Origin of the sequence: Streptomyces sp. NBC_00457, assembly GCF_036014015.1 — a bacterium.
Lineage (GTDB): Bacteria > Actinomycetota > Actinomycetes > Streptomycetales > Streptomycetaceae > Streptomyces.
This window is the reverse complement of the sequence record NZ_CP107905.1, coordinates 7,636,229-7,656,099: the sequence shown is the minus strand read 5'-3', so window position 1 is coordinate 7,656,099 and position 19,871 is coordinate 7,636,229. Positions and strand designations below refer to the sequence as shown.

Here is a 19,871-nt window from a genome sequence, read left to right as displayed (position 1 = left end):
GGAAGCACGGGCATCATGGCCGGATACCGCGCGCTCACCGCCGCAGAGAGGGCTCCTCCTCGATCGCGGCAGGCTGTGGAGCCGGTCGGCTGGACACCAGTTCCCGCAGCTTCTCCCGGGTCTTCGGATCGGTCGAGTATACGATCGTGCCGACCATCCCCCGCGTCAGCAGCACCTTGTACGTGTTCCGGATGAGACGGTCCACATCGGTGTCTGGTGTGGACTTCTTGAACACCGGATCCTTGGACGCGGTGCGGTCGGTTATCCAGCGGTCACCCCGCCAAACCAGGTCCGGGCCGATGATGACGCCCGACCAGTCGTACTCGAACCCCTGGGCGGTGTAGACGCAGCCGATCTGCCCGAAGCCCGCGGGGTCGGTGGCCCACAGCGCGGACGGGGGCGCCCCAGAGACCGACCGGTCCCCGCGCAGGTTCCAAGGCCGGGCCCAGCCCCCGATGACGACGTCGAGAGGCAGTGGGTCGCCGGGCTTGGGTTCCGGGGACCACTGCCAGCAATAGCCCGCGGACATCCGGGCACCGTATTCGGCGCGCCGGGCGTCGAGGAACGCCTCCAGTTCTTCAGGGCTGTCGGCGACCAGCAACTGCATACGGCCGTCGGGCTCCCACACGACCGGCCCGCCGGGCTCAAGGCCAAGGAGCCGGACCACCCAGCGGAGGTACGCGTCGCTGCCCCCGCAGCGGAACTGGCTGTCCAGGGGGACGACATGGCAGTCGATGCCCCGTCTGGACGCGGCCTCACGGATTTCGCCCACGGTGCCCATCTCGCCGGGACGCACCACTTGGTGCTCGTCGAGGAAGAAGACCGGTACGTGGGCGACATCGATGAGTTCGTCGATCTGTGCCCTGCCGGTCCGCAGTGCCGCGCGGGTGTAGCGGTTGGCGGAAGTCTCCCGGATGCGGTGCGCCTCGTCACAGATCAGAGCACCCAGGCTGTTCTTCTCCGTGGTCATGAAGCTGTTGAAGTACTTGAAGAGATCCTGGACTTCCCGTTTCCGGGAGCCGGCCACCTTGCGCATCGTCTTGGTGAACGACTGCGAGCCGGTCGCGTGGACTGCAGCCACACCCCTCCGGTAGAGCTCGCCGAGCAGTTGGAGCGCAATCACACTCTTGCCGGTACCGGGGCCGCCGGTGACGATGACGACTTCCTTGTGGTCGGCGCGCTTCGCCCTCTCCACTGCGTTGAGCACCATGCGGTAGGCGACCTGCTGCTCGTCGAGGAGGACGAACTGCTGTCGCTCCCGGACTTCCTGAGCTGCTACGGACATCAACTGCTTAGAGGGCACGGTGGCGCCCGCGAGCAGTTCGTCCGCCGCACGGGCACCGGCGTGCTTGTCGCTCAGCTTCGACCGGAGGTGGTCCAGAAACGCACCGCGACGCTCCCCCGTGAAGAGCCGCCCCTGCCCGTCGCGCTCGATCTCACGCAGTCCCGTCACCCCGAACTCAGTGGCGTTGTGCAGGAAGGCCACTCCGTGGATCCGCTCGCCGTGCTCGGCCACCGCGCCGTTGAAGTTGACCAGGTAGTCGCAGTATCGCCGCACCTGCTCGATCGGGTTGAGCACGGGGTGCGCGTAGGCGTCGACATGGCAAAGGGTGGGGTCGTCCTCGTGCGGAGTCGCCTGGCTCCACTGCTTCAGCTCGACCACGACGTAGGACGGCTCCTGCGTGACCGGGTGCAAGCCGGCGAGGACGACGTCGGCACGCTTGCTGTTCAGCGGTAGCGCGTACTCCAGCATGACCTCGACGTCGCCCAAGCCGGCGTCGTTCAGCGCGGCGGTCAGCAGAGGGATGCTGCGCTCCCAGGAACGCATCTCCGAGGCTCCGGGCCGATAGCCGTGCATGTGGACGAACTGGTCGGTGAGGTGCAGGAACAACGAACCGTCGAGTGCCATGACGGCGACCGTTTTCGCGGACGCGCGGAACAGCAAGGACTTCCCCCAGGCAGCACGAAAAGACTCGTGCGGGTGGGGGCATGTCCTTCGAGACTCCACCGGGGTGGAGCGGAAGCCCGTCGGGCCGCGTTGACGATGTGTTTAAGCGTACCTGGCGGTACTGGCAGTCGTACGGGTGGTCAAAGTGGCGGCAGCAAATTCGGTGCCCGATCTCCCCTGCCACCCCAGATATCCGTCAGCGGTGCGTCGCGCCGACACGACTCGCCATTCCGGGGCGTCCGGTTCTTCGTAGAACTACAGAAGGTGCTGGCCTGGGCAGACGGGCGAGGGCGTCACGGAACGGAGCCAGGGGGACGTGGAAGAACTCGCGTCGTGCGTTGACCCCGTTGCCCTCCGGTGTCAGGGCCCCTGGCGCAGCCCGTTCAGGCTGCACGCTGCGGCCAACCGAGCGCCGATCTTCACCTTCCCACTCATCCGGCAAGGCCCGAATTCGACCTGGGCGTTGATTCACCGGAAACCACGGCCTCTGGCCTGTGGAGATGCAGAGCCGCCGACGAGTCGGGCTATACGCCCGGGGACAGCCATGTGATTCGTGACCACGGCGTCTGACCTGCGCGAGCGTTCCGCCTGGCCAGAGGTCGTGCACCTCGTGTGCACACTGCCACGGCTGATCTGCTGCTCAGCCGGGCCGGCGCCAAGTGAATCCCGCTACTCGGGAACGGCGTAAGGCTCGGGCCCCGGCGCGGAACTAGCTGGGGCCCGAACGAATGTCAGCGGTCAGCGGATGGGGTGTTCCCACCGCAGTACCGGCTTCTCCCCGATCCACTTCTCACCGCTCGGCGTGGTGATCCGCTGTCCTCCGATCCAGTACGTGTGAGCCCGCTCGGTGATGTGAACGCGTATCGCGCTGATGTCGGGCTGTCCGGCGTCCTGCCACGCGGTTAGGGCCGCTTCGACGTCGTCCCACAGGGAGACGGGGCCGCCTTGGCGGACCGTCCAGCCGGAGGCGCCCTCGGTGAAGGCTGCGAACGACTCGCGGTCTGCGTCGAACAGGTACAGCGACAGCGTTCCGTCTGCGCTGGCTGCTTTCACGAACTGGGCCCTCGGGGCGGCAAGCTGGGCGAGGAAGGCGGGCATCCAGTCGTCCAGCAGCGTCGGTGGCACCTTCGCCTCCCGCTCGGTGTCGGCGTAGGCGGTGCGGGCCGACAGATCCCCGGCCAGAGGTACGGCGGCCTGTGCGCGAGCGTGCATGAAGGACGACCGGCCGATGATGCGCCCCTCAGCTGAACCGGCTTCGTTGACAGTGACCTTCGCGAGGCCGGTCCCGTACGCCCATGAGCCGACGGTGGCGAGAATGATCCCGCCCGGCCGGGTCTGGCGTACCCATGTGTACGGGATGCGGCGTACGGCACAAGTGGCGATCACCCGGTCGTACGGTGCCCGGCGAGGGTGGCCGAGAAGCCCGTCACCGGTCACGGTCCACGTGGAGAACCCGGCCTCTTCCAGTGCAGCATCCGCACGGGCCGCGACCTGCTGGTCCACCTCGATCGTGGTGACGTTGTCCTCGCCGAGCCGGTGACACATCAGGGCGGTCGAGTAGCCGGTGCCGGTGCCGATCTCCAGCACCGTATGCCCGTCGTCGACGTCGAGATGTTCGATCATGCCGACCACCGTCACGGGCGTGGTCGAGGACGAGGTGGGTGTGCCGCGGACCGGCTCACCGGTCTGGTCGGCGGTCAGGTGTCCATCGAGCTGAGTGGCCAGGGACTGGTCGCTGTAGGCGATCTCGGCCCACTCGGCAGGGTCGGTACCGAGGGCCGTTACAGAGCGCCAGAGTCCGCCTTCGGCGGGCAGGAACACACCCGGATTGAGGAACAGTTCACGCGGTACGGCCTCGACGGCAGCCCGCCATGCGGCGGTTGTGAGGACTCCGGCCGCCTGGAGCCGTTCGGCAAGTGCGCGTCGCTGTGGAGCGGTCTGAGTCATCGGGGTTCTCCTCGGGTGAGCAGGTCGGCGAACGCGGCAGCCATAGGCAGCCCGGTGTTCTCCTCCAGCCAGCCCCACTGGCCGTTGGGGTTCAGCTCCAGCCAGTGCGGTTCGCCGGCGCGGTCGACGGCAAGGTCGAAGCTGCCGGAAGTGAGACCGTAGTGGTCGAGGTAGGCGCGCAGGGTCTTCGTCAGGCGATCGGGCAGGTCTACCACGTGGTACGTGAGCGCGCTGTAGTCCTTGCGCCAGTCCAACAGACCGGAGTCGATCCGTACGGCGAACACCCGCTCGCCGACGAGGAGAACCCGCAGATCCGCCGTCTTGACCACACGGGCCTGAAACAAGTGCGGGGTGACGCGCACGGCTTCGGTGATCTCGTCGGAGCTGACCGGCTCCGCCCACGAGGTGAGACCGATTCCGTCTCGCTCGTACGGCGTCCACCGCAGCGTCTTGTAGATCACTTGACCGTGTTCCTGGATGAACTCCCGTGCGGCGTCAGGGTCGTTCGTGACAATGGTTGGCGGCACCTTGAGGCCCAGACGCTGGGCCAGGGCGAGTTGGGCGGGCTTGTAATCGGCAGCCGCTTCCCTCAGAGGGTGGTTCAACCACAGTGGGCCGTCGAGGGCGTAGAGGATGCCGCCAAGCCCGCAACGGACCTGGGCGGCGGCGAATCGAGCATCGTCGGCCTCCAGGTTCTCGAAGGCGGGCCAGACGGGGCGGCGCCAGTACACCGCTCTGACGTGCTCCAGGTCGGCAGTTCTCGACGTAGTGCGAAGTTGCCCGGCCACGAGGGTCGGGCAGACACCGAACTGAGCCGAGACCGTCAGGTCCCTACCGATGTCAGCAGGGTTGAAGCGGACCACCGGAATGCCCTTGCGGTTGAGTTCGGTGATCACCATGTCGGCGGTCAGATCGAAGGCTTCGGTGGCCACGAGGACGGGCCTGTCGGTCTCGGCCATACGCGTCAGTCCTGCTGTGAGTCCTGGTCGGATCCCTGGTCGTTGCGCGAATCCAGGTTGGTCACGGTGGTCGTCGAAGTCGCGGAACTGGTGCCGTGCTTGCCCATCTCCACTACCAACCCTTCACCGTCGCGGAGCACGCCGGTCTGCGTCGCCGGGTCGATCGTGACCGACGTGAACGGCAGGTTCACCGTGGTCGGGTACGGGGCGAGGCGGCCGGCGCCCCACGGGCGGGCGGGAGCGAGCTGCTCTGCTGCTGTCATGTGTCATCTCTCCTTCGTGTGATCCATAGGTGTGCACTCTGCTCGGCTTCGCCTTGCCTGGTGCACTGGTAGGTGCTCTCGTCGACGGGACAGGGATGAGGGGGCGGACCGCTGGAGATCACCAGTCGGCGCCGCAGGAGAACAGGGCGAGCACGAAAGCAGTGACCGCGATGACGAAGAGGAGCTGGACCGCTACCTGTCTCCATGCGATCCGGATTCTTCGGGGCCAGCGCGATGGCCAGGACCGCTCCTCCTCCAGGTCTGCGTCCAAGCCGTCGAGGATCACAGAGCTACCTGCTTCACGGCGAGTTCGGCCCAGCAGCGCTTGCCCCACGGGCGGCGGGCGGGGCCGAGCAGGTCGTAGCCCCACCGATCGCTCATGGCCTCGACGAGAACCAGCCCGCGCCCGCTCTGCTCCTCATCCTCCGGGGCGCACAGGTCCGGAAGCCGGTGGGGAGCGCGGTCGACGACCGCCAGGCGCACGCGTTCGTGGCCGAGCCGGTCGACGGTGACCCGCACTGATGGGCCTGAGGCGTGACGCACCGCGTTGGAGACGAGTTCGGCCATCACTACAGACGCCGCCTCGGTCACCTCGTCCGGGAGGCCCCATATGGCGCAGGCGGTGCGGACCAGGCCACGGGCCTGGGGCGCCGTCGCTTCGATGCGGGGGTGGGTTTCGCTGTAGCCGGGGTGCCCCTTGGGGCGGGGCCTGGTCGCCGTCATCGTCATGGATCACGCCTTGGTCCGGGTGCGGGGGGACGGTTCGTCCCCGGCCAAGAACTGGGGGCGTACCGCCGTCGCACAGGCGCCCGAACTCCCGCTGGAGAGACGGGCGTTGTGCTGACACCTAGTCAACGATCACTGTGTGACGTGGGACCATCACACATGCGGCACCCGCATGCGGATATGCGCTCAGCGGGTAGGGGTAGACGCGCGGTGCCGTGGAGACTCGTAGCGTGGGGGTAGGTCGTGGATTTCCAGACAAGGCCGATCCGAGAGGCATCCCGGGCCGGGAATTACGGGCGGGTGATCGAACTCGTCCGCACCGACCGGCGGATCACGCAGACTGCCTTGGGCCAGGCCCTGGGCATGAGCCAGTCCGCCGTGTCCCGTCTGGAGAAGAAGGGAACCGCGGCCTACAGCACCGACATTCTGGCGACGGCTGCCGCACACCTGGAGATCCCGCCGACACTGGTCGGACTCGCCGACAGCCACCCCCAGACACACGCGAAGGACGGGTCTGACGACGTGGACCGACGCCGCTTCCTCGGCGGGGCCGTGGCCGTGGCCGTGGCCGCGACCCCAGCTCTGGCCGCACTGCCCGACGCAGCCGACACGACCAGTGGGCAGGCGGCAGCCCTCCGTCTGAGCACGTCCGCCTACAGGCGGCTCGACGGCTCAACCCCCTCCCGGGACCTGGAGGAGTCCGTACGCGCCCACGTGCGCCTGATCCAGAGCATCACCCGCGACGCGGGCGCCGAGCAGCGTCCCCGCCTCGCGGCCGTCGGCAGCGAGGCGGCAAGCCTCGCCGGGTGGCTCGCGTGGGACATGGGCGACAACGGCAGCGCACGCACCTGGTACGGCTCCGCCATCAAGGCCGCCAAGGCGGCCGGCAATCCGCTGCTGATGGCCTACCAGACCGGCAGTCTGGCCCAGTTCGAGGCCTATGCGGGTAACGGCGTCCAGGGCCTGAACCTCGCGGCGAAGGCCCGCCGCGCGCTCGGCGACCAGCGCCCCGCCATCGCGGACGCGTGGCTCTCCAGCGTCGAGGCCCTGGCACACGCGACTGTCGGAGACCGACGCCGTGCCGACCGGTCGCTGACATCGTCACGGGCCTCCGTTGCAACCCTGAACGGTCAAGAACCGCCGCCATGGCCATGGGTGTTCACCTTCACCGAAACGAAGGTCGCCGCCGCCCGAGTGGCCTGCGGCGCACGGCTCGGCCTCGCCGACTGGGTGCTCTCCGAGGACACCGAGGCGCTTGCCACCGGCCACGAGAAACAGCGCGCCCTGCTGGTGCTCGACATCGCTTCCGGCCATCTCGCCTCAGGACGCGTCGAGGCGGCGTTCGCCCTCGCCTCCCGCGCGCTGAACACCGGGCTCAAATACCGGTCGGGGCGGATCGTGGAGCGGGCGCGCACCATGCGCCGTACTCTCACGACCACCGCACCGCCCAAGGTGGTACGGGACTTCGACGAGCAACTGCACGGCGTCTACCTGTAAGGAGGTACACAGTGCGGGTGGGGATCACGGGACACCGCGGGCTGAGCGCGGAGGTCGAGGAACGTGTGCGAGCGATGCTCGACGCAGCGGTACGCGGCTACGACACCTCAGAGCTGGTCGCCGTCTCGTGCATCGCCGACGGTCCCGATGCCTGGTTCGCGGAGGCGGTCCTGGCGCACGGCGGGCGCCTCGAAGTCGTCATTCCGGCCACTGAGTACCGCGACAGCCTCCCCGAGTGGCATCACGACACGTACGACAAGCTGATCCGGCAGGCTGCCGACGTGCACGAAACCGGCATGAGCGAGTCGACGTCCGAGGCCCACCAGGCGGGCAGCGAAATCCTCGTCGGCCTGGTGGATGAGCTGCTGGCCGTGTGGGACGGGAAACCCGCGCGGGGCTACGGCGGGACGGCGGACGTCGTGAACTACGCCGAACGCAACGGCGTCCCCGTACGGGTGTTGTGGCCCGAGGGCGCCTCACGCTGAGCGGCATCACGATGACCTGTCCCTTGGGGGCGGGCCGTCAGCGCCTCCCGGTGGGCCCAGGACCTTGCCGAGTTCACGCCGATTCGAGAAGTGCAGCAACGCATCCGGGACTTGCCTGCACAACACGGGCACACTGCCGCGGGAGCTCCCGGGAATTCCCAGGTGGAAGCAGGAAGCGTACAGACACGAGAAGGGCCCCGACCAGGCCATAAGTCCCGGTCAGAACACCGAAGGCAGGCGGGCCGGGCTATACGCCGGGGATAGGTCCCGTACTACTGAAATCGACCTCTGAGCTGCGTCGATGTTCCGCCTGACCAGTAGCCGTGCAAACCGCGAGCAAGTCTATGGAAACCATCCGCTCACGACATGCCTTCCGCGCACCACCCCCTGAAATACGAACCCTGTGCCGCGCCCCCGGCTACTGCCAAGCCCGTACCAGTTCTTCGGGTCCCCAGTGCGCCGCAAGGGGAAGATCGTCGGTCACGCCGCTGCGGGACACTGCGACCAGCGGGGTGTCCGGGCCGGCGCCGGGTACGGCCGGCACGTCCCGGACGAGAGTGTCGTATTCACGTCTGCCGAAAGGCTGGGACTCCAGCCACTTGATGGAGCCGACGAAGTGCACCGCGCCCGCCACGGGTTCGCGGTCCGCGCCGATCAGGTCGACCTCGGGGTTGTTCTGCCGGTTCCACCAACCGCCCACCGCCTCTGTCTCAGGCCAGTGCTCGTCGGGCAGCAACCGTAGGAGTGACTCGCGAACGACCGGCTCGACGGCGCGTCCCCGCCAGGTCGTCCATGAGCGCTCGATGCGCTCCAGGGCCAGATCGCCACGGCCGCGTTCGATGAGCGGGATTCCTCGCTGCAGGAAGGCCAGCCAGAACCGCAGGTACGGATCGGCGATGCGGTAGCGCTTGTTCTTGGTGTCGGCCTTCCCGGACAGGGGCAGGTCGGCCGCCAGGACCCGCTTGGCCTGCAGGGTGTTCAGCAACGGAGACAGCGTGCCCGACGGCAGCGCTCCCGCCCCGCCGGCCTGGGCGGCGATGGCGGAGAAGGTCCGCTCGCCACTGCCCACCGCCTCCAGCACCGCCCGCGACAGCGAAGCTTCGGGAAACTCCCCGAGGAGCGACAGCTCACCCGCTACCAGCAACGGCGACAGCGGGTTGTTCACCGCCGCCCGCAGGAAGTCCGCCCGGCTCATCCCCGGCCGCCACGACTGGACGATCTCCGGAAAGCCTCCCGTGATCAGCAACGCGTCCACCGCGTTTGCTGCGTCGAGTTCCGTCATCGCCTGCACATCGGCCAGGTGCAGCGGCTGGACGGTCATCTTCGTCGCCCGCCCGAAGAACGGACGGCCGTAGGACTGCAGGGCCTCCATCACCGACATGTCACTGCCGACCAGGACGAGCAGGACCGGCTTGGCGGAGAGATGACGGTCCCAGACCGTCTGCAGCGCCCCCTCGAACTCCGCGTCCTGCTCCACCAGCCACGGCACCTCGTCGATCACAGCGATGCTCGGGGCGTCGTCCGGTAGCGCGATGGCCAGTGAGCGCAGCGCCTGATTCCAGTCCGCGGCCTGCAACCCCGCCACCAGCTCCGCTCCCGGCAGAGCGGCGGACTGCGCCAGCGCCGCGGTGAAGTCCGCCCGCTCGGCCACGGCATTACGGCCCCGGGTCGCCTGGAACACCACGTACGGAACCCCGGACCGGTCGCAGAACTCCTGAACCAGACGGGACTTCCCCACACGCCGCCGCCCGGTCATGATCACGGCCTGCCCTCGGGTGCCTCCCGCGCCTTCGATCACCAACCCGAGCTGCTGGCTCAACAAATCGAGATCGGCCGCTCTGCCTTTGAAGTCCATCGGCGGTCCTCTTAGAGATAAACGTAGGCAACGTCTTACGTAGATTAAATCTACCTTGGATGTCCTCGACGATGGAAAATGGCCCTGCCGCAGCCCGTCAGGCCGGACCTGACATCGCGAGCCGACGTCAGGTGGTGGGTGCGGGGCTCCTAGGAAGATCCCGGCCTTCTCCCGCCCTCCAAAACACGGCAAGTTCGCAGGTGAACGAAGTGCCGACGGGGCTTGGGCCCTGACTGGACAAGGAGGACGCCGTGACACGGACAACGTCTCGGACCACAGAGCAGGGCGGCCGCAAGGTCGTGCTCGTCACGGGTGCCACGAGTGGCATCGGTGAAGGCATCGCCAGGCGGCTTGCCGCGGAAGGGCATCACGTCGTTGCCGGTGGGCGTCGGGAGGATCGGCTGACCAGCCTGGCCAAGAGCATCCGAGCTGACGGCGGCAGCATCGACGTACGCCGTCTCGACGTCACCGACCGGGCCGACGTGGCCAGGTTCGTCGACGAGACGGTTGCCGATCAGGGGCATATCGACGTGATGGTCAACAACGCCGGTGTGATGCCGCTGTCGCGCCTGGACTCGCTGCTGGTGGACGAGTGGGACCGGATGATCAACGTCAACGTCAACGGGCTGCTGCACGGCATCGCCGCGGCCATGCCGCACTTCCAGCGCCAGAGCAGCGGGCACTTCATCACCATCGCGTCGGTCGGCGCCTACTCCGTGGTCCCCACGGCCGCGGTGTACTGCGCCACGAAGTACGCGGCCCGGGCGATCACCGAAGGCCTGCGGCAGGAGGCCGAGCCGTTCATCAGGGTCACCACCGTCTCACCCGGCGTCGTCGAGTCCGAACTGGCCGACACCATCACCGAACCGGGAGCCGCGGCGGCGATGAAGACCTACCGCTCGGCTGCCATCCCGCCCGATGCCATTGCTCGTGCGATCTCCTACGCGATCGGCCAGCCGGCGGATGTCGACGTCAACGAGATGGTCATCCGGCCCGCGCGGCAGCGGCCGTAGCGGCGCGGCCGTCGGCGGACAGGCGGCCGTCGGCGGCCCCGCGGACCGGTTGGTTCCCCGCCGACGGCGTGGAGTCATGAACGGCCGAGCGTACTGCTTCGCTCATCGCTCGACCGTAGACACCGCGGCGTACGGGCGCGGCGGACGGGCGCGGCGGACTTCAAGGAATGGCGGTCGGGTGAGGCCGGTCAGTCTGTGGTGATGTCCTGTTGCGCGGAATCCGAATTCCGCGCCGTCTCCGTCGCGGTGAGGCTGCCGAGCAGTGACAGTGCGTGGGCGGAGGGGCCGGCGGGCTCGGCCTGGTAGACGACCAGTTGCTGACCCGGGGCGCTGTTGATGGTCAACGACTCGTAGGCCAGGGTGAGTTCGCCGACGACCGGGTGCCGGAAGCGTTTGGTCTCGTGCCTCTTCTGGCGGATGTCATGACGCGCCCACAGCCTGCGGAACTCTTCGCTCTTGAGCGACAGTTCGCCGACCAGCTCGATCAACTGCGGGTCGTCGTAGTCGGTTCCCGCCGCCTCGCGCAGACCGCCGACCGTGTTGGCGGCGACCCGGTCCCAGTCCGGGTAGAAGTCCCGGGCGTCGGGGTCGAGGAAGACGAGCCGCATCAGGTCCCCGCTGTAGGTGTGGCCGGCGAACAGGGCGCCGCCCAGGGCGTTGTGCGCCAGTACGTCCATACAACGCCCCAGGATCACGGCAGGGGTGTCGGTCCAGCCGTTCATCATCTGCAGCAGCGAGGGGCTGACCGGCTGGCGCCGGGTGCTCTTGCGGGAGCGTCCCGGCATGGGCCGGGCCAGCTGGTGCAGATGGGCGATCCCTTCGTCGTCCAGCATCAGCGTGCGGGCCAGCGCGTCGACCACCTGCACCGACGGATTCCTCTCGCGGCCCTGTTCCAGGCGCACGTAGTAGTCGGTGCTCAGCCCGGACAGCATGGCCACTTCCTCCCGGCGCAGACCCGCCACGCGGCGGTGGCCAATCACGGGAACGCCCTGTTCCTCGGGCCGCACAAGGCCGCGTCGAGCTCGCAGAAACTGCCCCAGAAGGTTGTCGCTGTCCATGCCATCGACGGTAGTCCCGCCGCACGTCCGACGCAGCAGCCCAAGGTGGCCGCGATACTCCTAGGCTGGTGCCGATGACGGACAGAAGCTGCGGCTGGGTTGCTCCCTCATGCGTCTTTGCCGGTGGCCTTGCGGTGGGCCGGGCTGTCCTCGCGGTAGAAGACGTAGCCACCGTGGTGAAGGATGTCGCCCTCGAACTCTCCGTCGGCGGTGAAACCCGTGTCGTCCGCGTACTCGATGTGATTTCCGTTCACCCAGTAGCGGCCGGTATACGCGCTTCCGCGCCCGCCCCGAGCCTCGTCGTAACGACCGTTCGGGAGGAGTTCCTGCCGGATGTGATTGTCCGCGGTGACCCACATCCCGACGTACGTCACCGGCACACCGGGGCCCTGTTGTTCCCCAGCTCGTTCCCCAGGCGCCTGCTGACAGGCCACCACTGCGGCCGCACCCACAAGAGGCGCGATGATCTTCAGAGTGCTGTTTTTGTAGCGCATGGGCCGATGATGACCCGCGAGTGTCGTGGCGAGGGAGACCGTGCTGCTCCTGGGAGTCGCGCACCTCCCCACTCACTCAGGCGTCTCAGGTGCCGCGAGTCCCGGCGCCCCGTATCGGGCGAGCATGGTCTGCACCGCTTGATCGACCGCGTTCATGACGGAGGAGTCGTCGGGTTCCCAGCGGGCGAGCAGCATCCGCGGCCAGAACACGTAGTTGGAGATCATCCCAAGGAATTGGGTCGCTGCCATCTCCGCATCGTCGAGCACGGCTGTACCGGCGGCGTTTTCCGCTGCCAGGTAGCGGCGGACCGATTCGAAGTAGGGCATCTTGCCGAGCTTGAACTGGGTCGCGCCGAGCTCCGGGAAGCGCGGCACCTCGGCGATGACGATGCGGTGGAGGGCGGCCATGCCGGGCCGCGTGAGCAGCGCAACGTACCGGCGTCCGAGGACCTCGAGCCCTGCGCGGAGGTTGCCCGGCTCGGGAAGTGGCGCCTCCTCGTCGTCGACCTTCCAGTGTTCGGTGACGATCGCCTCGAACAGGGCCGCCTTGGTGGTGAACTGCTTGAACAGAGTCGCCCTCGACACTCCGGCCTCCTCGGCGATACGGGCCAGCGAGGTGCCGTCGTAGCCGGAGTCGAGGAACAGCTTCGTCGCTGCCTCGACGATGGCCGTCCGCTTCTGCGCCGCCACGCGCCGGTGGTATTCCGAAGGCTGTGCCGTCATGCCCTCCAGTATGCCCCTCGCTGCGAGGTGAGTCACTTGACTCACCTCTAGTTCCGCTCTTACCTTGAGAGAGGAGGTGAGTCACTCGACTCACCATTCATGCAAACCTGGAAGGACGCATCATGGGACGCTTCGAGGGCCAGACCGTCATCGTCACGGGCGGCAGCGGCGGCATGGGCAGCAGCCATGTGCGGGGCTACCACGCCGAGGGGGCGAACGTCGTCATCGCCGGCCGCGACGACGACGCCGGCCGCGAACTCGCTGCTCAGCTCGGTCATCGGGCTCTGTCCGTTCACCTGGATGTCGCCAGCGAGGACGACTGGGCGGCGGCGGTGCGCGAAGTCGAAGGCCACTTCGGGCCGGTCAGCATCCTGGTGAACAACGCGGGCGTCCAGAACCCGGCGGCCCCTATCGAACACACCGAACTCCGTGCCTGGGAGCAGACCTTCAGTGTCAACGTCACCGGTCAGTTCCTCGGCATCAGGGCTGTGGCTCCGTCGATGCGCAGGGGCGGCGGCGGAACCATCGTCAACATCGCCTCGACCATGGCCCACGTAGGCACGGCTTTCTACGCCCCCTACACCGCCAGCAAGTGGGCCGTGCGCGGGCTGACCAAGACGGCCGCGCTGGAGCTGGGACGGGACAACATCCGGGTCAACTCGATCCACCCCGGCGTCGTCTCCACACCGCTGATCAACGAACCCACCGTCGCAGGCCAGCCGGCCATCGCCGACTTCTATTCACCCGCCCCCTTCGCCATCCCCCGCCTGGCCGAACCCGCCGACATCACCCGCCTGTTGCTCTTCATCACCTCCCAGGACGCGTCTTTCGCCACGGGCTCCGAATTCGTCCTGGACGGGGGTCTACTGCTCGGCCCTGCCCTCCAGCCCGAAGCCGACATCGCAGCTTGAGCCGGCATTGCGCTACGGAGCGTACTGACCGTGCCGGCTCCGCCCTGCGGCGCGAAGTCCCCGCGAAGTCCCTCTGCACACTGGCGCGGGAACTCCCGGAACTCCCGGGAACTCGCAGGCAGAAGCGGGATGGGCCCGAACGCGGGAAAAGGCCCCGACCGGGCCATAAGCCCAGGTCAGAGCCCTGCCGACAGACGAGTCGGGCTGTACGCCGGGTTCTGTCCTCCGGGGTCCTCGCGGACCCTGGAGCGACGGCCATCCATCTAGGACCGGCGTTGCCGCCGGTCTCGTGCGGTCTACCCGCGGACTCGGGCGGGCAGCCCTCGGACGTCCGCGCAGAGTCGCTCTTCTTTTCGAAGAGGCGGCTCCTCTTGACCTTGCTCCGGGTGGGGTTTACCTAGCCGCCTGAGTCACCTCAGGCGCTGGTGGTCTCTTACACCACCGTTTCACCCTTACCCAGCGCCTGAACGCTGGGCGGTTTGCTTTCTGTGGCACTGTCCCGCGGGTCACCCCGGGTGGCCGTTAGCCACCACCCTGCCCTGTGGAGCCCGGACGTTCCTCGGGGAGGTCCATAGGAACCTCCACGCGGCCGTCCGCCCGGCTCGTCTGCCGTGTCGACCATGCTACCGGGCGTGGGGCCTTCCTCGATCCCTTCCTAGATCCGTTCCTCGATCCCTCCCTCGGGCCCGCCGCCGACGTCGCCAGCACCGAGCCCGCCAGGATCAGCGTGAACGCCGCGGCGATGCCCGCCGTCAGCGGCTCGTCGAGGAAGATCGCACCCGCTGCCACCGCGACCGCCGGGTTGACGTACGTGAAGACCGTCGCCCTGGTCGGGCCCGCCTCCTTGATCAGCTCCAGGAAGGCCACGAAGGCGACCGCGGTGCAGACGGCACCCAGGGCGGCCAAGGCGGCCAGGACCGAGGTCGAGGGCATCGCGGGCGGCCGGGTCACCGCTGCCGCGGGGGCGTAGACCAGGGCCGCGAGGGCCAGGCACGGGGCGATGAGCTGGAGGGTCGGGACGTCCTTGAGGTAGCGCGCGGCGATCAGGGGGGCGGTCGCGTAGCCGAGCACCGTGACGAAGACCTCGGCCAGGGAGCGGGCGTCGCCGCCGGTCAGGTGCGGGACCGTGAGGACTCCCACGCCGGCCAACCCGAGCGCGAGGCCCGTCGCACGCCGTACCCCCAGCCTCTCCGTGTCACCGAAGAAGCGGGCCAGGGCCAGTCCCACGATCGGGACTCCGGCGATCAGCAGGCCCGCCGTGGAGCTGGACAGGTGGCGTTCGGCGTCGGTCAGGGTCCACCAGGGGCCGATGATCTCGATGCACGCGAAGGCGAGCATCGGGCGCCAGTGCGTCCGTATCGTGCCGGGCAGGCCGCCCTGGCGTATCGCGAAGGGCAGGAGCAGGGCAGCGCCTAGCGCGCAGCGCGTGAACACCACCGTCGACGGGGACAAGTCCGCGTCCACCGCCACCTTGATCAGCAGGTAGGGGATGCCCCAGACCACTCCCATCAGGGAGAACAGAAACCAGCCGCGTGCAGTCATGCGGCCATGCTCACCGGATCAGCGGCGCCCGTCTTGAACGCTGTTGCGGTACGCCGCCGGCGTCACCCCCAGCACCCGCCGGAACCAGCGGGTCAGATGCGCCTGATCGGCGAAGCCTACCGCCCCCGCGACCTCACCCGGCCGCATTCCGGACTCCAGCAGTCCGCGGGCCCGGCCCACCCGGTGCTGGGCCAGCCATGCGTACGGCGGTATCCCCATCGTCGTACGGAAGGCCCGGAGGAGTTGGTAGCGGGACAGCCCCAGGTCGGCGGCGAGCTCGGCGAGGGAAGGGGGCGCCAGGAGCTCGTCGGCGAGCCGGTCGCGTACGACATGGGCGATGTGCGCGGCACCGGGCACGACGTCCTTCGCCGCTCGGGCCGTCGAGTGGCGGCGGGTCAGCGCCGTGAGCAGCCACGGGAGGCGGGACTCGGCCTCCAACGGGTCGGGGCAGGCGCTGAGTTCGGTGTGGGCGCGGCTGAGGGCGGTGGCGAGTTCGGGGTCGTCGAGGAGGGGCTCGCGGAAGTACGGGAGGCCGTTGCCGAGGGTGCCTTCGGTGAGGAGGGACGGGTCGGGGTACAGGGCTCGGTAGGCGTAGCCGTCGGACGCGGCGGGGCGGCCGGTGTGCATCTCGCCGGGGGCGAGTACGACGATGGAGCCCGGGCCGGGGCGGAGGTGGTCGCCCCGGTAGTCGATGACCTCGGAGCCGCCGACGCAGATGCCGATGCTGAATTCCTCGTGCGTGTGCGAGGCGTAGACGTGCCGGTCGAAGCGGGCGGTCAGCAGATCGAGCGGTGGACCACAGTGACCGAGCCGCGCCCTGGTCCAGCTGGCCTGTTCCCGTGTACTCACCTCGCACCCCCTCAGTCCGAGGGGATCAGAGGAACTCGGTGGTGTCCAGTTCGAAGGCGAAGGGCTCAGGGAGGGCCAGCCCTTTACCCAGGGGGAGTGTGCAGTGCTGGCGGTAGTCGTCCTTCTCCGGTTCGCTGAACAGCGTGATCTGAGCAGCCTCGCGGTCGACGAGCAGGTAGAGAGGGATGCCGCCGCGGGCGTAGCAGCGACGTTTGGTCTCGCGGTCGGCCTTGGGCTTGGTGGAGGTCACCTCCAGCACCATGGCGACGCCGTCGCACGGCATCCAGGAGTCGGCGCCACGGTAGAGCCGCAGTTCCATGGGAGCGAACGTGCCGTCCGGGATCACGTGGTCCTTGGGGCAGCCACCTCCGCTTCGCAGCTTCAACCCCTTGTTCCCGGAGAACTGCATGTCGGTGCGGGACCGCCTGATCACCTGGTTCACGATCAGCCCGATGTAGTCCTCGTGATCCCCGTCCGGCGGCGGCGTCACAACGATCTCCCCCTCGATCAGTTCCGCCCGGAAACCCTCCGGTGTGTCCAGGGCCAGAAAGCCCTCCAGCAGGACCTCCGCCTGCGTGAGCGACTCGTGTGCCATGGCAGTCATGTCACGCCCCTCCCTCGGTCGGTCGCCAGACTCGGACATCGGGGATTCTCCCGTCCATGAGATCGGGAACTGTTCCCTCGATCGTGGCACACGATCACGATCACCGTCAGGACACGTCTCGCTTGACCCTGCCGCAACGTCAACGTCTCTACTGAAGCCATGCGGATCGGAGAACTCGCCACAGCCGTCGGTGTCACCACGCGCACCGTGCGGCATTATCACCACCTGGGCCTGCTGCCCGAGCCGGAGCGGCTGTCGAACGGCTACCGGAATTACACGCTGCGGCACGCCGTCGTGCTCGCCCGGATCCGGCGGCTGACCGAGCTGGGGCTCGGGCTCACGGAGGTGCGGGACGTCCTCGCGGATGACGCGGGCCGGGACCTCGCCGAGGTGCTCACCGAGCTGGACGAGGATCTGGCCCGGCAGGAAGCAGCCATCCGGGATCGCCGGGCGCGGCTCCGTGCGCTCCTCGACTCCGAGGAGGAGCTGCCCGCCGAAGGGCCGGTCTCGCCCGAACTGACCGCGCTGTTCGCCGAGATGGCCCACCCCGACGCATCCCCCATGGCCGCCAAGGACCGCGAGCTGCTCGCGCTCATCGAGACCACGGCCCACCCGGAGGAACGCGCGCGGCTGATGGGCCTGCTCGGCAGTGCCCTGGCCACACCCGGCGGTGTCGAACAGGCCCTCGCGGTCTACGCCCTCCTCGACGCCCTCGCCGACTCCCCCACCGACGACCCCCGCGTGGACGAGGCCGCCCGCGCCCTCGCCGACTGCATCCCCCGCGAGCTGCTCCCTGACGACATCGGTATCGACCACGACGACAGCTTCCTGCGCGCCTTCTACGCCGACTTCGCGCCCGCGCAGGCGGAGGCGATCCGGCGCGCGCTGCGGATCGTGACCGGGGAGGCCCGATGAGGACAGTCCTTGCCCTCCTCCGGCATGAGCTGCGGCTGCTCGTCAGCCTGGTGCTGTGGGTCACCAAGCGACGGCACGGGACGGGCGGCGGCGGGCAGGCCTTCGGCTACGCGCGCGGGCAGGGCGCCGTGATGTTCGGGTTCGCGTTCGTGTGCGTGATCGAGACGCTGACGATGTCCGTCCTGCTGCGTCACTGGCCGACCGTCGACCGGATCGTGCTCGTCCTGGACCTGTACGGCGTCGTCGTCATCGTCGGCCTGCACGCCGCCTCGGTCGTACGGCCCCATGTGCTCAACGACGGCTCGCTCCGCGTCCGTTACGCCGCTCACGTCGATCTGCGCATCCCCGTCACCCACATCGCTTCCGTACGACGGGAGCTGCGGACCACGCACCAGCGCACCGACGGTGAACTCGACATCCCCGTCGGCTCGCAGACCGATGTCACGATCGAACTCACCGAGCCCGTCACCCACTTCACCTTCTTCGGGCGGCAGAAGACCATCCGACTCGTCCGGCTGCACGCCGACGACGCCGACAGCCTCGTACAGGAAATTAAAGAAGCGGTCACGCAGGCGCGAAACGCACCCTCGCCGCTGCCGGATCCGCTTGGGTGAGACGGACGCGGAGGCGTTCGCCGAGGGGCAGGGGCTCGGCGTCGCTCTCGATGGGGGCGACCACCGCCGGGGAGTCCAACTGGACCTTCCCCACCGTCGGACGGCGTTCCTCCACATCCACCACGCACCCGTCGAAGAACTCCCCCACCCGGTCCTTGAGCAGCGCCGCCTCCACGGTGTCCACGCAGGCGCGCTCCACCTGGCCCGCCCTCCGCGTGCCGTCGGCCATCTCCTTGGGGAGGGTGTCGAGGGCGGCGAGTACCCATTCGGGCACGGCACCTCCGGAAACCGTCGCCAGGCAGATCTCGGTGGCGTAGCGGTCGGCGAGGCGGCGGAGGGGGGCCGTGCAGTGGGCGTAGGGGGCCGCGACCGCGGAGTGCGTGGTGATGTCCGGCAGGAGGCCGTTCCAGAAGACCGTGTAGCCCGCGCCGCGCAGCAGCGTCGTGCACTCGAGGAGGAACGCCGCGTGGTGCGGGCGGTGCGGGTCGAGGGAGCGGATCAGGGCCGCGTACGAGACATGGTGCGGCCAGTTGATGTGCAGGGCGTGGGCGGTACGGCGGAGGCGGCCGACGGCGCCGTCGGGGGCGGCGGGCAGGGTGCGGAGTACGCCGGTGCCGGCGCCCAGCATCAGATCCGCGGCCGCCATTCCCGTGAGCAGGGAGATCTGGGCGTTCCAGCCGTCGGCGGGGAGTGGGGCGCGGTAGTTCAGTTCGTAGGTGTGGTCGCGCTCTACGATCTCCTGCTCGGGCACGGTGAGCGAGATGCCGCCGCGTTCGATCTCCAGGCGTTCCCTCGTCTCCCCGATCTCCTTGAGCAGCGCGAGCGGTTCCTCGGCCGTCCTGGCGTCGATCTGCTTCTGTACGCCCGCGTAGTCCAGCTTGGCGCGGCTGCGGACCAGGGCCCGGCGGACGTCGACGGCGAGCGTGCGGCCGTCCGCGTCGAGGTCGATGGTCCACAGGGCGGCCGGGCGGGGCTGGTCCGGCAGCAGACTCGCCGCGCCTTCGCTCAGCAGCACCGGGTGCAGCGGGATCTTTCCGTCCGGGAAGTACAGGGTGGTCACGCGGCGGTGGGTCTCCAGGTCCAGCGGTGACCCGGGTACGACGAAGGCGGCGACGTCGGCGATGGCGTACCGGACGCGGTAGCCGGTGCCCTGGCGGGAGAGGTGCATCGCCTGGTCGAGGTCGGTGGAGGTGGGTGGGTCGATGGTGAAGAGGGGGATGTCGGTGGCGTCGTACTCCGGCACGGCGGGTGTGGCCGGGACGGCTTCGGGCGGGAAGCTCTCGGAGACGCCGAGTTCGGTACGCAGCGCGGTGAGGGCGGCCCGGAGGGGGGCTTCGGGGGCGCCGGTCACGCGGATGTGGCGGCGGGGCATACCCATGAGCCTAGGCACAATTCGGCTTGTATGCCGGTGCGGGGCCCTGTCGATGTGAGCCGTACGCTGTCGCGAAGCCCGAAACCGAAGGAGAAC

General features: G+C 68.6%; 20 protein-coding genes, 1 other RNA gene and 1 pseudogene. 6 read left to right on the top strand and 16 right to left on the bottom strand.

Annotated features, from left to right (window positions below):
• Positions 1 to 34: 34 nt before the first annotated feature.
• The 6 genes from OG828_RS34950 to OG828_RS34925 all read right to left on the bottom strand — a co-directional run bounded on the left by OG828_RS34950 (position 35) and on the right by OG828_RS34925 (position 5,846).
• The gene (locus tag OG828_RS34950; RefSeq protein ID WP_328503429.1) at positions 35 to 1,945 is read right to left on the bottom strand and encodes a DUF2075 domain-containing protein; all 1,911 of its coding nucleotides are present in this window, start codon (positions 1,943 to 1,945) and stop codon (positions 35 to 37) included.
• A gap of 741 nt (positions 1,946 to 2,686) precedes the next feature.
• Positions 2,687 to 3,895 carry an ATP-grasp peptide maturase system methyltransferase gene (gene tgmC, locus OG828_RS34945; RefSeq protein WP_328503428.1) on the bottom strand — a complete coding sequence of 403 codons (1,209 nt, stop codon included), beginning with the start codon at positions 3,893 to 3,895 and terminating at the stop codon, positions 2,687 to 2,689.
• Positions 3,892 to 4,854 carry an ATP-grasp ribosomal peptide maturase gene (gene tgmB / locus OG828_RS34940; protein ID WP_328503427.1) on the bottom strand — a complete coding sequence of 321 codons (963 nt, stop codon included), beginning with the start codon at positions 4,852 to 4,854 and terminating at the stop codon, positions 3,892 to 3,894. Before tgmB ends, tgmC begins: the two co-directional genes overlap by 4 nt.
• A 5-nt stretch (positions 4,855 to 4,859) precedes the next feature.
• Positions 4,860 to 5,117, bottom strand: a complete 258-nt coding sequence (gene tgmA, locus OG828_RS34935; protein ID WP_328503426.1) for a putative ATP-grasp-modified RiPP — start codon at positions 5,115 to 5,117, stop codon at positions 4,860 to 4,862.
• 118 nt (positions 5,118 to 5,235) lie between these two features.
• A complete protein-coding gene (locus OG828_RS34930) occupies positions 5,236 to 5,388 on the bottom strand; it encodes a hypothetical protein (RefSeq protein WP_328503425.1) in 153 nt (50 codons plus the stop codon).
• A gap of 11 nt (positions 5,389 to 5,399) precedes the next feature.
• The gene (locus OG828_RS34925; RefSeq protein ID WP_328503424.1) at positions 5,400 to 5,846 is read right to left on the bottom strand and encodes an ATP-binding protein; all 447 of its coding nucleotides are present in this window, start codon (positions 5,844 to 5,846) and stop codon (positions 5,400 to 5,402) included.
• 297 nt (positions 5,847 to 6,143) lie between these two features.
• Here OG828_RS34925 and OG828_RS34920 point away from each other — a divergent pair, with 297 nt between their 5' ends.
• Positions 6,144 to 7,340 carry a helix-turn-helix domain-containing protein gene (locus OG828_RS34920; RefSeq protein ID WP_328503423.1) on the top strand — a complete coding sequence of 399 codons (1,197 nt, stop codon included), beginning with the start codon at positions 6,144 to 6,146 and terminating at the stop codon, positions 7,338 to 7,340.
• Between the two features lie 11 nt (positions 7,341 to 7,351).
• Positions 7,352 to 7,825 carry a hypothetical protein gene (locus OG828_RS34915; protein WP_328503422.1) on the top strand — a complete coding sequence of 158 codons (474 nt, stop codon included), beginning with the start codon at positions 7,352 to 7,354 and terminating at the stop codon, positions 7,823 to 7,825.
• 418 nt (positions 7,826 to 8,243) lie between these two features.
• Here the strand turns inward: OG828_RS34915 and OG828_RS34910 are convergent, their stop codons facing one another.
• The gene (locus OG828_RS34910; protein ID WP_328503421.1) at positions 8,244 to 9,680 is read right to left on the bottom strand and encodes an ATP-binding protein; all 1,437 of its coding nucleotides are present in this window, start codon (positions 9,678 to 9,680) and stop codon (positions 8,244 to 8,246) included.
• A gap of 251 nt (positions 9,681 to 9,931) precedes the next feature.
• Between OG828_RS34910 and OG828_RS34905 the strand changes: the two genes are divergently transcribed.
• Positions 9,932 to 10,693, top strand: a complete 762-nt coding sequence (locus OG828_RS34905; protein ID WP_328503420.1) for an SDR family oxidoreductase — start codon at positions 9,932 to 9,934, stop codon at positions 10,691 to 10,693.
• Here OG828_RS34905 and OG828_RS34900 read toward each other — a convergent pair.
• From OG828_RS34900 to OG828_RS34885, 4 genes are all read right to left on the bottom strand, one after another.
• Complete coding sequence (locus OG828_RS34900) at positions 10,665 to 10,799, bottom strand: hypothetical protein (RefSeq protein ID WP_328503419.1); 135 nt, start codon at positions 10,797 to 10,799, stop codon at positions 10,665 to 10,667. The genes OG828_RS34905 and OG828_RS34900 overlap by 29 nt on opposite strands.
• Before the next feature lie 82 nt (positions 10,800 to 10,881).
• Positions 10,882 to 11,751, bottom strand: coding sequence for a helix-turn-helix transcriptional regulator (locus OG828_RS34895; protein ID WP_328503418.1), 870 nt, complete (start codon positions 11,749 to 11,751; stop codon positions 10,882 to 10,884).
• Between the two features lie 107 nt (positions 11,752 to 11,858).
• On the bottom strand, positions 11,859 to 12,110 hold the full coding sequence (locus OG828_RS34890; protein WP_328504996.1) for an Atu4866 domain-containing protein: 252 nt from the start codon (positions 12,108 to 12,110) through the stop codon (positions 11,859 to 11,861).
• A gap of 207 nt (positions 12,111 to 12,317) precedes the next feature.
• A complete protein-coding gene (locus OG828_RS34885; protein WP_328503417.1) occupies positions 12,318 to 12,968 on the bottom strand; it encodes a TetR/AcrR family transcriptional regulator in 651 nt (216 codons plus the stop codon).
• Positions 12,969 to 13,090: 122 nt separating this feature from the next.
• Between OG828_RS34885 and OG828_RS34880 the strand changes: the two genes are divergently transcribed.
• A complete protein-coding gene (locus tag OG828_RS34880; RefSeq protein ID WP_328503416.1) occupies positions 13,091 to 13,879 on the top strand; it encodes a glucose 1-dehydrogenase in 789 nt (262 codons plus the stop codon).
• 191 nt (positions 13,880 to 14,070) lie between these two features.
• Here the strand turns inward: OG828_RS34880 and rnpB are convergent.
• The 4 genes and pseudogenes from rnpB to OG828_RS34855 all read right to left on the bottom strand — a co-directional run bounded on the left by rnpB (position 14,071) and on the right by OG828_RS34855 (position 16,874).
• Positions 14,071 to 14,484, bottom strand: an RNA gene (gene rnpB, locus OG828_RS34875) — RNase P RNA component class A.
• Positions 14,485 to 14,638: 154 nt separating this feature from the next.
• A pseudogene (locus tag OG828_RS49655) lies at positions 14,639 to 15,388 on the bottom strand (DMT family transporter); the annotation flags it as partial.
• Positions 15,389 to 15,439: 51 nt separating this feature from the next.
• Complete coding sequence (locus OG828_RS34860) at positions 15,440 to 16,270, bottom strand: AraC family transcriptional regulator (protein WP_328503414.1); 831 nt, start codon at positions 16,268 to 16,270, stop codon at positions 15,440 to 15,442.
• Between the two features lie 25 nt (positions 16,271 to 16,295).
• On the bottom strand, positions 16,296 to 16,874 hold the full coding sequence (locus OG828_RS34855; RefSeq protein ID WP_328503413.1) for a Uma2 family endonuclease: 579 nt from the start codon (positions 16,872 to 16,874) through the stop codon (positions 16,296 to 16,298).
• Between the two features lie 159 nt (positions 16,875 to 17,033).
• Between OG828_RS34855 and OG828_RS34850 the strand changes: the two genes are divergently transcribed.
• Complete coding sequence (locus OG828_RS34850; RefSeq protein WP_328503412.1) at positions 17,034 to 17,789, top strand: MerR family transcriptional regulator; 756 nt, start codon at positions 17,034 to 17,036, stop codon at positions 17,787 to 17,789.
• Positions 17,786 to 18,403 carry a hypothetical protein gene (locus tag OG828_RS34845; RefSeq protein WP_328503411.1) on the top strand — a complete coding sequence of 206 codons (618 nt, stop codon included), beginning with the start codon at positions 17,786 to 17,788 and terminating at the stop codon, positions 18,401 to 18,403. The genes OG828_RS34850 and OG828_RS34845 overlap by 4 nt, the downstream gene beginning before the upstream one ends.
• Here OG828_RS34845 and OG828_RS34840 read toward each other — a convergent pair.
• On the bottom strand, positions 18,354 to 19,775 hold the full coding sequence (locus OG828_RS34840) for an RNB domain-containing ribonuclease (RefSeq protein WP_328503410.1): 1,422 nt from the start codon (positions 19,773 to 19,775) through the stop codon (positions 18,354 to 18,356). The two genes, OG828_RS34845 and OG828_RS34840, sit on opposite strands and share 50 nt — an antisense overlap.
• Positions 19,776 to 19,871: the final 96 nt, after the last annotated feature.

What these genes read in the sequence shown, in the direction of transcription:
- tgmC (WP_328503428.1), bottom strand. Translation starts at nt 3,895, where the DNA reads ATGACTCAGACCGCTCCACAGCGACGCGCACTTGCCGAACGGCTCCAG.
- tgmB (WP_328503427.1), bottom strand. Translation starts at nt 4,854, where the DNA reads ATGGCCGAGACCGACAGGCCCGTCCTCGTGGCCACCGAAGCCTTCGAT.
- tgmA (WP_328503426.1), bottom strand. Translation starts at nt 5,117, where the DNA reads ATGACAGCAGCAGAGCAGCTCGCTCCCGCCCGCCCGTGGGGCGCCGGC.
- OG828_RS34925 (WP_328503424.1), bottom strand. Translation starts at nt 5,846, where the DNA reads ATGACGATGACGGCGACCAGGCCCCGCCCCAAGGGGCACCCCGGCTAC.
- OG828_RS34910 (WP_328503421.1), bottom strand. Translation starts at nt 9,680, where the DNA reads ATGGACTTCAAAGGCAGAGCGGCCGATCTCGATTTGTTGAGCCAGCAG.
- OG828_RS34900 (WP_328503419.1), bottom strand. Translation starts at nt 10,799, where the DNA reads ATGAGCGAAGCAGTACGCTCGGCCGTTCATGACTCCACGCCGTCGGCG.
- OG828_RS34895 (WP_328503418.1), bottom strand. Translation starts at nt 11,751, where the DNA reads ATGGACAGCGACAACCTTCTGGGGCAGTTTCTGCGAGCTCGACGCGGC.
- OG828_RS34890 (WP_328504996.1), bottom strand. Translation starts at nt 12,110, where the DNA reads ATGTGGGTCACCGCGGACAATCACATCCGGCAGGAACTCCTCCCGAAC.
- OG828_RS34885 (WP_328503417.1), bottom strand. Translation starts at nt 12,968, where the DNA reads ATGACGGCACAGCCTTCGGAATACCACCGGCGCGTGGCGGCGCAGAAG.
- OG828_RS34880 (WP_328503416.1), top strand. Translation starts at nt 13,091, where the DNA reads ATGGGACGCTTCGAGGGCCAGACCGTCATCGTCACGGGCGGCAGCGGC.
- OG828_RS34855 (WP_328503413.1), bottom strand. Translation starts at nt 16,874, where the DNA reads ATGACTGCCATGGCACACGAGTCGCTCACGCAGGCGGAGGTCCTGCTG.
- OG828_RS34850 (WP_328503412.1), top strand. Translation starts at nt 17,034, where the DNA reads ATGCGGATCGGAGAACTCGCCACAGCCGTCGGTGTCACCACGCGCACC.
- OG828_RS34845 (WP_328503411.1), top strand. Translation starts at nt 17,786, where the DNA reads ATGAGGACAGTCCTTGCCCTCCTCCGGCATGAGCTGCGGCTGCTCGTC.
- OG828_RS34840 (WP_328503410.1), bottom strand. Translation starts at nt 19,775, where the DNA reads ATGCCCCGCCGCCACATCCGCGTGACCGGCGCCCCCGAAGCCCCCCTC.